Source organism: Microterricola pindariensis (assembly GCF_002936985.1).
GTDB lineage: Bacteria > Actinomycetota > Actinomycetes > Actinomycetales > Microbacteriaceae > Microterricola > Microterricola pindariensis.
Genome location: NZ_MPZN01000100.1, coordinates 1 through 8889, shown reverse-complemented (window position 1 = coordinate 8889; position 8889 = coordinate 1). Strand labels below are relative to the sequence as shown.

The 8889-nt window shown below is 70.0% G+C and carries 7 protein-coding genes and 1 pseudogene; 2 read left to right on the top strand and 6 right to left on the bottom strand.

The genetic code is table 11. The features are described 5' to 3' along the window. Positions 1–66 precede the first annotated feature (66 nt). The 4 genes from GY24_RS16635 to pepN (GY24_RS16620) form a co-directional block, all read right to left on the bottom strand. Positions 67–903: an ABC transporter permease gene (locus GY24_RS16635; protein WP_104477664.1), complete on the bottom strand. Its 837-nt coding sequence runs from the start codon at positions 901–903 to the stop codon at positions 67–69. Further along, positions 900–1811 carry an ABC transporter ATP-binding protein gene (locus tag GY24_RS16630; protein ID WP_083363726.1) on the bottom strand — a complete coding sequence of 304 codons (912 nt, stop codon included), beginning with the start codon at positions 1809–1811 and terminating at the stop codon, positions 900–902. Before GY24_RS16630 ends, GY24_RS16635 begins: the two co-directional genes overlap by 4 nt. A gap of 251 nt (positions 1812–2062) precedes the next feature. Further along, on the bottom strand, positions 2063–4603 hold the full coding sequence (gene pepN, locus GY24_RS16625; RefSeq protein WP_104477662.1) for an aminopeptidase N: 2541 nt from the start codon (positions 4601–4603) through the stop codon (positions 2063–2065). Positions 4604–4605: 2 nt separating this feature from the next. After that, complete coding sequence (pepN, locus tag GY24_RS16620) at positions 4606–7161, bottom strand: aminopeptidase N (protein ID WP_104477666.1); 2556 nt, start codon at positions 7159–7161, stop codon at positions 4606–4608. Between the two features lie 94 nt (positions 7162–7255). Between pepN (GY24_RS16620) and GY24_RS16615 the strand changes: the two genes are divergently transcribed. Further along, positions 7256–7825: an SRPBCC family protein gene (locus GY24_RS16615; protein ID WP_202972973.1), complete on the top strand. Its 570-nt coding sequence runs from the start codon at positions 7256–7258 to the stop codon at positions 7823–7825. Positions 7826–7836: 11 nt separating this feature from the next. Here the strand turns inward: GY24_RS16615 and GY24_RS16610 are convergent, their stop codons facing one another. Continuing rightward, the gene (locus GY24_RS16610; protein WP_104477658.1) at positions 7837–8073 is read right to left on the bottom strand and encodes a hypothetical protein; all 237 of its coding nucleotides are present in this window, start codon (positions 8071–8073) and stop codon (positions 7837–7839) included. Between the two features lie 39 nt (positions 8074–8112). Here GY24_RS16610 and GY24_RS16605 point away from each other — a divergent pair, with 39 nt between their 5' ends. Continuing rightward, positions 8113–8517 carry an ASCH domain-containing protein gene (locus GY24_RS16605; protein WP_104477656.1) on the top strand — a complete coding sequence of 135 codons (405 nt, stop codon included), beginning with the start codon at positions 8113–8115 and terminating at the stop codon, positions 8515–8517. A 109-nt stretch (positions 8518–8626) separates the two neighbouring features. Here GY24_RS16605 and GY24_RS16600 read toward each other — a convergent pair. Next, positions 8627–8889 (bottom strand): annotated as a pseudogene (locus GY24_RS16600) (short-chain dehydrogenase); the annotation flags it as partial.

Sequence of the window (8889 nt, the reverse complement as noted above, 5' to 3'; positions counted from 1 at the left end):
ACAGAGAATTCTCCCCCGGCTGCCGAAGCCTGGCAGCCGGGGGAGAAGTGGTGGGCCGGGAGGGTGTCAGGCGTCCCGGCGCTTGAGGGAGAGCGCGGCGCCGACGACGGCCGCGGCGACCCAGGCCAGCACGATGAGCAGGTTCTTCAGCAGGGCGTCGGGCTCCCCGACGCCGACGCTGGGGTCGAACAGGCCCATTCCGGCGACGGAGAGCAGGGAGGGGATCAGATCGCTCGCCCACTCGGCCGGGATCATCTGCAGCACGGTCGGCAGCAGCAGCAGGATGCCGAGCGCCGCCGCGATGCCGCCTGCGCTGTTGCGCAGGATGGTGCCGAGGCCGAGCGCGAACAGGGAGATCAGTGCGAGGTAGAGCGCGCCGCCGAGCAGCGGCAGGAACACCTCGGGCTCCGCGAGGCTCGCGGTCACCCCGTGGGAGGCGAAGACCGCCGAGGCGATGAGGAACGCGCCGAGACTGCCGAGCAGGCCGACGACGAAGGTCGACACGAACAGCACGATGGCCTTGGCCGCCAGGGCGGGCAGGCGCCGCGGCACCGCCGTCAGGGTGGAGCGGATCATGCCGGTGGTGTACTCGCCGCTGATGACGAGCACGCCGAGCACGGCCACGACGAGCTGGCCGAAGAACACGCCGAAGGTCGAGGCCATGAGCAGCATCCCGCGCTGCTCGTCGGCCGATCCCGATGCGGCCTGGTCGATGTAGTCGGTCATGCTGGTCGACATGACGAGGGCCATGCCGAGCGAGATCGCGAACACGAGCAGGTAGGACCAGACCGTGGAGCGGAGGCTGCGCAGCTTGATCCACTCCGAGCGGATGACGCCGCCGAAGCGGAGTGTCCCGTCCACGGTGGACCGAGCGGTCGTCTGGCTGAGGGTGGCGGTGCTCATCGGGTGGCCTCCGTGCGGTATTCGACGGCATCCTGGGTCAGGGCCATGTAGGCCTCCTCGAGGGAGGCGTTCTGCGGGGTGAGCTCGTGCAGCACGAGGGAGTGGGCGGCGGCGAGCTCGCCGATCTGCGCGGCGGCGACGCCGGTGACCTGGAGCAGGCCGTTCTCGGAGCGGAGCACCGCGACATCCGGGGCGGAGAGCAGCTCGGCCAGCTGGCTGGCGTGCGGGGTGCGCACCGTGACGCTGGCGAGCGACGCCCCGGCGACGATGTCGGCGACGGGCGCGTCGGCGATGATCTGGCCGCGGCCGAGCACGATGATGTGGTCGGCGGTCTGCGCCATCTCGCTCATCAGGTGCGAGGAGAGGAAGACGGTGCGGCCCTCGGCGGCGAGGCTGCGCACCAGCTGGCGCACCCAGAGCACGCCCTCCGGGTCGAGCCCGTTCACCGGCTCGTCGAGGATGAGGGTGGCCGGGTCGCCGAGCAGCGCGGCGGCGATGCCGAGGCGCTGGCCCATGCCGAGGGAGAAGCCGCCGACGCGCTTCTTCGCCACGGACTGCAGGCCGGTCAGCTCGATGACCTCTTTCACGCGCTTCGCGCCGATGCCGTGCGTCGCGGCCATCGCGAGCAGGTGGTTCTCGGCGCTGCGGCCGGTGTGCACCGCCTTGGCGTCGAGCAGGGCGCCGACCTCGCGCAGCGGCGCGGCGTGCGCGGCGTACGGCTTGCCGTTGACGCTCACGCTGCCAGCGCTCGGCCGGTCGAGGCCGACGATCATGCGCATGGTGGTGGACTTGCCGGCGCCGTTCGGGCCGAGGAACCCGGTGACCTGCCCGGGGCGCACGGTGAAGGAGATGTCGTTGACGGCCGTCTTGGCGCCGTAGCGCTTGCTCAGGCCTTCTGCTGTGATCATGTCTCAACGCTAGGCGGCGGGGGATGCCGGCCGCATCGGTCCACGGAATGGTGCCGTGTACTCCCGAGGGATGACATCCGGCTGTGGTGGCGCCGTGGCATCCGCCGTATCCGGAGGCAAAACGCGGATCGGGAGGCCGCATTCGTGCGAAACCGGCCTCCGCAACTTCCGAGGGCCTCCCAAGCGCGCGCGGGGTGGCTTCGGTCGCTGGCGCTCCCTCGAGCCACCGAGGGAGCGCCAACAGGTGCCGGCTAGGCGGGGTCGCGTTCCTGCGCGGCGAGGGCGCGCTCCACGCGGGAGAGCTCCTCCACCACGATGCGGCGGAGCGCGGGCGGGCCGTCGTGGGCGGCCAGCCACGCCTGGGAGGCTGCCACCAGCTCCGCGTTGGCCAGCGGCGCCGGGTAGAGTCCGCGGATGATCGCCGCCGCCATGTTGTAGCTGCGGGTCGACCACACCTCCTGGAGCATCGCGAAGTACGGCTCCAGCTGCGGCGCGAGCAGCTCGCTCGGCCGCGCCCGGCGCCAGCCCAGCGCGTAGGCGCGCACGTAGTCGTTGGACAGGCTGGTGTCGGTGGCGGCCGCCGTCCACGCGGCGAGCTTGCCGGCGGCATCCGGCATCGCGGCCTTCGCCGTGATCGCCGACTGCCGACCCTTGGCGGTGTCGTCGGTGGCGAGCACGTCGTCGATGTCCTCGGCTGCGGCCCGGCCGCCGGCCGCGAGCGAGATGATGATCTCCCAGCGCAGCTCGGTGTCCACGGCGAGGCCGGGCAGCAGCGCCTCGCCGGCCAACAGTTCGACGAGGACGTCGAGCTGGCCCGGTGCGGAGGCGATGGCGATGAAGGCCCGCAGCAGCTGCAGCTGGGCGTCCGAGCCGGCGTCGGCCGACTGGGTGAGCGCCCAGAGGGCGTCCCCGGCCTCCACAGCGGTCTCGGCCCGGTGCTCCGGCGCGACGTACTGGCCGAGCACCAGCTCGAGCAGGCGCAGCGACAGCGCGCGCTGCGCCGACTGCGTCTCCGCCGAGATGTTGCGCAGCACCAGCTTCACGAAGTCGCGCGGGCTGGCCTCGGCGTCGCGGGTGGCGTCCCAGACGGCGCCCCAGATCACGGCGCGGGCCAACGGGTCGGCGATCTCGGCGAGACGGTCGATGGCGACCGCGTGCGAGGCGGCGTCCAGCCGGATCTTGGCGTAGGCGAGGTCGTCGTCGTTCAGCAGCACGAGCTCGGGGCGGGCCAGCCCGACGAGCTCGCCCACCTCGGTGCGCGCGCCGTCGACGTCCCGTTCGACGCGGTGGGTGCGCACCAGCGCGCCGTCGACCGTGTTGTAGAAGCCGATGGCGAGACGGTGCGGGCGGATCGTGGGCTGTTCGGATGCCGCCGACTGCAGCACCGCGAAGCCGGTGATGGTGCCGTCATCCGCCGTCTGGATCTCGGGCCGCAGCGTGTTCACCCCGGCCGTCTCCAGCCAGAGCCTCGACCACTCGGTGAGCTCGCGGCCGCTCGTGACCTCGAGCTCGTCGAGCAGGTCGCGCAGCGTGGCGTTGCCGCCGGCGTGCTTCTGCAGGTAGGCCGAGATGCCCGCGTAGAAGGCGTCGAGGCCCACCCAGGCGACGAGCTGCTTGATGACGGAGGCGCCCTTCGAGTAGGTGATGCCGTCGAAGTTCACCTCCACGTCCTCCAGGTCGTTGATCGTGGCGACGATCGGGTGGGTGGAGGGCAGCTGGTCCTGCTCGTAGGCGTGCGTCTTCTCGGTGGAGGCGAACGTCGCCCAGGAGTCGGCGTACTCGGTGGCGCTGGCGGCCGCGATCGTCGACGTCCAGGTGGCGAAGGACTCGTTCAGCCAGAGGTCGTTCCACCACTTCATGGTGACGAGGTTGCCGAACCACATGTGCGAGAGCTCGTGCAGCACGACGAGTGCGCGCTGCTCCTTGCGGGCATCCGGCACCTTGGAGCGGAACAGGTAGCCCTCGTTGAACGTGACCGCGCCGACGTTCTCCATCGCGCCCCAGTTGTACTCGGGCACGAAGATCTGGTCGTACTTCTCATACGGGAAGCCGACGCCGTAGCTGGCCTCGTAGTAGGCGAGGCCCTGCCGGGTCTTCTCGAACATCACCTCGGGCTCGACGGCCTCGGCGAGGGAGGCCCGGGCGAAGAGGCCGAGCGGGATGGTGCGGCCGTCGGCGGTCACCGCCTCGCTGTGCCACTCTGTGTACGGTCCGGCGATGAGCGCGGCGATGTACGTGGAGATGTGCGGGCTGGGCGGGAAGGCCCACTCTGCAGCGTCCTCACGCGGGGACGGGACCGGCGTCGTCGAGTTGCTGATCACGTGCCAGTCGGCCGGCGCGACGACCGTGAACCGGTAGCTCGCCTTGAGGTCGGGCTGGTCGAAGCAGGCGAACACGCGGTTGGCCTCGGCCACCGCGAACTCCGTGTACAGGTAGGGCTTGCCGTCCACCGGGTCGGTGAAGCGGTGCAGGCCCTCGCCCGTGTTCGTGTATGCAGAATCTGCTACAACGTGAAGTTCATTCACGGCTTGCAGGTCGTCCAGGCGGATGCGGAGGCCGTCGCTGACGGCCGCCGGGTCCAGGGCGACGCCGTTCAGCGTCACGCTGTGCACCGCGCGGGTGTTGGCCTCGATGAAGCTCGAGGAGCCCGGCTCCGCCGCGAAGCGCACCGTGGTCGCACTGCCGAAGAGCTCCTCGCCCCGGGTCAGGTCGATCTCGATCTCGTAGTTCGGCTCGCGGATGACGGCGGCGCGCTCGACGGCCTCGACGCGGGTGAGGTTCGACTCGGCCACGGCTAGACCGCCGCCGCTGCGTCGACCGCCTGCGCGGCGAGGGCCCGCTCGACGCCGGCCAGGTTCTCGCCGACGAGGCGGCGGAGAGCCGGCACATCGGGGTTCGCGTCCAGCCAGGCGCGGGTGGCCCCGGCCAGCTCGGCGCTGGCCAGCGGTGCCGGGTAGAAGTCGACGACGAGGGTCTCGGCGATGGCGTAGGAGCGCTCCTGCCAGAGCGACGCGATCGCCGCGAAGTACGGCGCGACGAGGGCCTCCAGCGGGGCGGGGTCGTTCGTGTGCAGCAGGCCGAGGCCGGTGTGGCGCACGATCATGTTCGGTGCGGAGTCGCTCTCGACGAGGGCGTTGAACGCGGCGAGCTTGGCCGCGGCGGTCGGCACGGTGGCGCGGGCACGGGCGGCGGCCTGGGCGCCGTTGGCGGTGTTGTCGACGGCCAGGGCCGCGTCGATCTCGTCGGCGCCGGCCGCGCCGTTCAGCACGAGGCCCTCCAGCAGCTCCCAGCCGAGGTCGGTGTCGATCTCCAGCCCGGCGAGGGCGATGCTGCCGTCCCGCAGGCCGGACAGCGCCTGCACGTGCGCGGGCGTCGAGGCGAGGCTGGCGAAGGCCTTGACGAGCTGGAACTGCAGGTCGCTGCCGGCTGCGGCATCCTGCGCCAGGCTCCAAAGGGCGTCGCCGACGCTCTCCAGGGTCGCGGCGCGCTTCGCCGGGGCCACGTACTGCTTGGTGGCGAGTGCCAGCTGGCCGAGCACGGTGCGCACCGTGGTCGACTCGGTCTCGGCGCCGATGTTGCCGAGCACGAGGCGCACGAAGTCGCTCGCCGGGCTCTCACCGTCGCGGGTGGCGTCCCACACCGAGCCCCAGACCAGCGAGCGGGCCAGGCCGCTCTCGAAGGCGGAGAGGTGCGCCAGGGCGACCGCGTGTGAGTCTGCGTCGAGGCGGATCTTCGCGTAGGCGAGGTCGTCATCGTTCAGCAGCACGAGGTCGGGGCGGGTCAGGCCGACGAGCTCGGCGACCTCGGTGCGCTCCCCGGCGACGTCGAGCTCGACCCGGTGCGTGCGGCGGAGCACGCCGCCCTCGAGGGTGTAGAAGCCGATGGCGAGGCGGTGCGGGCGGATGGTCGGGTAGTCGGCTGCCGCGGACTGCAGCACGGCGAAGCCGGTGATGGTGCCGTCATCCGTCGTCTGGATCTCGGGCCGCAGCGTGTTGACGCCAGCCGTCTCCAGCCAGAGCGTGGACCACTCGGAGAGGTCGCGGCCGCTGGCCGTCTCCAGCTCGCCGAGCAGGTCGACGAGCTCGGTGTTGCCCCAGGCGTTCTTCTTGAAGTAGGCGGCGACGCCGGTGAAGAAGGCGTCGATGCCGACCCAGGCGACGAGCTGCTTGAGCACCGAGCCGCCCTTGGCGTAGGTGATGCCGTCGAAGTTGACGAGCACGTCCTCGAGGTCGTTGATGGTGGCCACGATGGGGTGTGTGGAGGGCAGCTGGTCCTGGCGGTACGCCCAGCTCTTCTCCATGACGGCGAAGGTGGTCCACGCCTCGGTCCACTCGGTGGCCTCGGCGGTGGCGATGGTCGACGCCCACTCGGCGAAGGACTCGTTCAGCCAGAGGTCGTTCCACCACTTCATCGTGACCAGGTCGCCGAACCACATGTGGGCCAGCTCGTGCAGGATCGTGACGACGCGGCGCTCCTTGATGGCGTCGGTCACCTTGGAGCGGAACACGTAGCTCTCGGTGAAGGTCACCGCGCCGGCGTTCTCCATCGCGCCCGCGTTGAACTCGGGCACGAACATCTGGTCGTACTTCTCGAACGGGTAGGCGTAGTCGAACTTCTCCTCGAAGTAGGCGAAGCCCTGGCGGGTCTTCTCGAAGATGTAGTCGGCGTCGAGGAACTCAGACAGCGAGGCGCGGCTGAACACGCCGAGCGGGATGACGCGGCCGTCGCGGCTGGTCAGCTCGGAGCGGACGACGCTGTACGGGCCGGCCACGAGGGCGGTGATGTAGCTGGAGATGCGCGGGGTGGGTGCGAAGGTCCAGGTGGCGGCATCCGTGCCCTCGACGGCCACGGGCTCCGGCGTGGGGGAGTTGCTGATCATCTGCCACCTCGCCGGAGCGGTCACGGTGAAGAGGAAGCTCGCCTTGAGGTCGGGCTGCTCGAACACCGCGAACATGCGGCGGGAGTCGGGCACCTCGAACTGCGTGTACAGGTAGACCTCGCCGTCGACGGGGTCGACGAAGCGGTGCAGGCCCTCTCCGGTGTTCGTGTAGAGCGCGTCGGCGACGACGGTCAGCACGTTCTCTGCGGCCAGGTCGTCGAGTTGGATCCGGATGCCGTCGCTCACCGCGGCCGGGTCGAGGGCGACGCCGTTCAGCGTCACCGAGTGCACGGCGGCCGTGATCGCGTCGATGAAGGTGGAGGTGCCGGCCGTGGCACTGAAGGCGACGGTGGTCTCGCTGCGGAAGCGCTCCGGCCCGGTGGTGAGGTCGAGGGTGACGTCATAGCTCTCGACGCGAACGAGCGCTGCGCGCTCCTGTGCTTCGACGCGGGTCAGGTTTTCTCCGGGCAACGGTGCCTCCTGGGGCATATCGGGTGAGACGGATCTTTGTCTCGAATGTGGTGGATTGTGTCCAGCAAACAAGCCTAGTAGCGGGGCGCGCTCGGTGGCCATCAACCGCTTGACGCTGGACGGCGCGCGGCGCACACTGGGCGTGAACGACCGCCTGGCCGCTCGTCCCCACAGCCCAGATCAAGACAACATCGTCTGCAAGGGAAGAGTCATGCCCACCATCGAGGAGAGCGTCTTCATCGCTCGTCCACCTCAGGAAGTCTTTGACTTCGTTGCCACGCCAGCCAACAACGTTGTCTGGGATTCGTCCATCGTCGCGTCTGAACAACAGGGCGACGGCCCCGTGCAGACGGGAACCCGCACCCGCGGGGCCAGCAAGATCATGGGAAGACGCTTCGACTGGACGACCGAGGTGACCGAGCTGGAGCCGCCGAACCGATTCACGCTCAGATCTGTCGAGGGCAAGATGACCTTCGTCGTCACGAGTTCCTTCGAACCCGTCGACGGTGGCACCCGGTTCACCTATCGGATCGACGCGGAGTCTGGCCTGGGGGGAGTCTTCGGCAAGATGGCCGATCCGCTCATCCAGAGGGCGCAAGCGCGCACCGTGCGGGCGAACCTGGAGTCACTGGCCGAACTCCTCGTCGAGCACCCCGCCGGGTGAGAGCGCGCCGCTCAGGGTTCCGCGCGCGGGCGCCGGCGGGGCGGGGCGGGCGGAACCTCTTTCGCGGCGACGACGGCATCCAGCGGCACCGTTTTCAGGCCGTCGCGCGTCTCGATCACACACTCCTCGGCGGTGCGCGAGCGGAGGAAACCGAGCGCGTCGGTCAGCTTGCCGTCGTCGATGCTGCGGCGCACGACGACGCGCGTGCCGAGCGGAGCGGTCGTCAAGAAGTGCACCGGGTCAGCCATGCTGCCACTCTACGTGGAGGTCCCCAATAGGCTGAGCGCATGAGCTTCCCCACCGTCGACGGTCTCCGCACCATGGAGCTCGGCTTTCCCGGACCCTCCCGCACCTTCCTGAACGACTGCGTGCTGAACGGCACGAAGCGGGCGACCGCCGGTCTGCTGAGCGAGTACGTCGAGGAGGGCGAGCCGTGGGAACACGTCGGTGAACGCATGGTTCTGGTGGATGACGACACGCAGCCGCTCGGCGAGATCGAGATCACCCGGGTCGAGGAGACGACGTTCGCCGCCGTGACGTGGGAGTTCGCCGACGCCGAGGGCGAGGGCTACGCCGACCTCGCAGAGTGGCGGCAGACGCACCTCGAATTCTGGGCGCGTGGTGGAGACGTCGTCACCGACGACACCCCCGTGCTCTGCATCTACTTCGATCTGGTCTCCCGCGGCGGCTAGCGACCGCGTCGGCGTCCGAGGCGCCCGCGCGCTGTGCGCCACTTCGGCGGCTTCTGCGCCACACTAGCTGGCGCAGAGCCCGCTCAAATGGCGCAGAGCTGCCCGATGGCTACCAGTTGGAGGGCTTGTAGTCCTTGAGGAAGACGCCGAACAGCTCCTCGCCGGCCTCGCCCCGCACGATCGGGTCGTACACGCGGGCCGCGCCATCGACGAGGTCGAGCGGGGCGTGGAAGCCCTCCTCGGCCAGGCGCACCTTTGTCGGGTGTGGGCGCTCGTCGGTGATCCAGCCGGTGTCGACGCTGGTCATGTAGATGCCGTCCTCGGTCATCTCGCGGGCGCTGGTGCGGGTGAGCATGTTCACGGCCGCCTTGG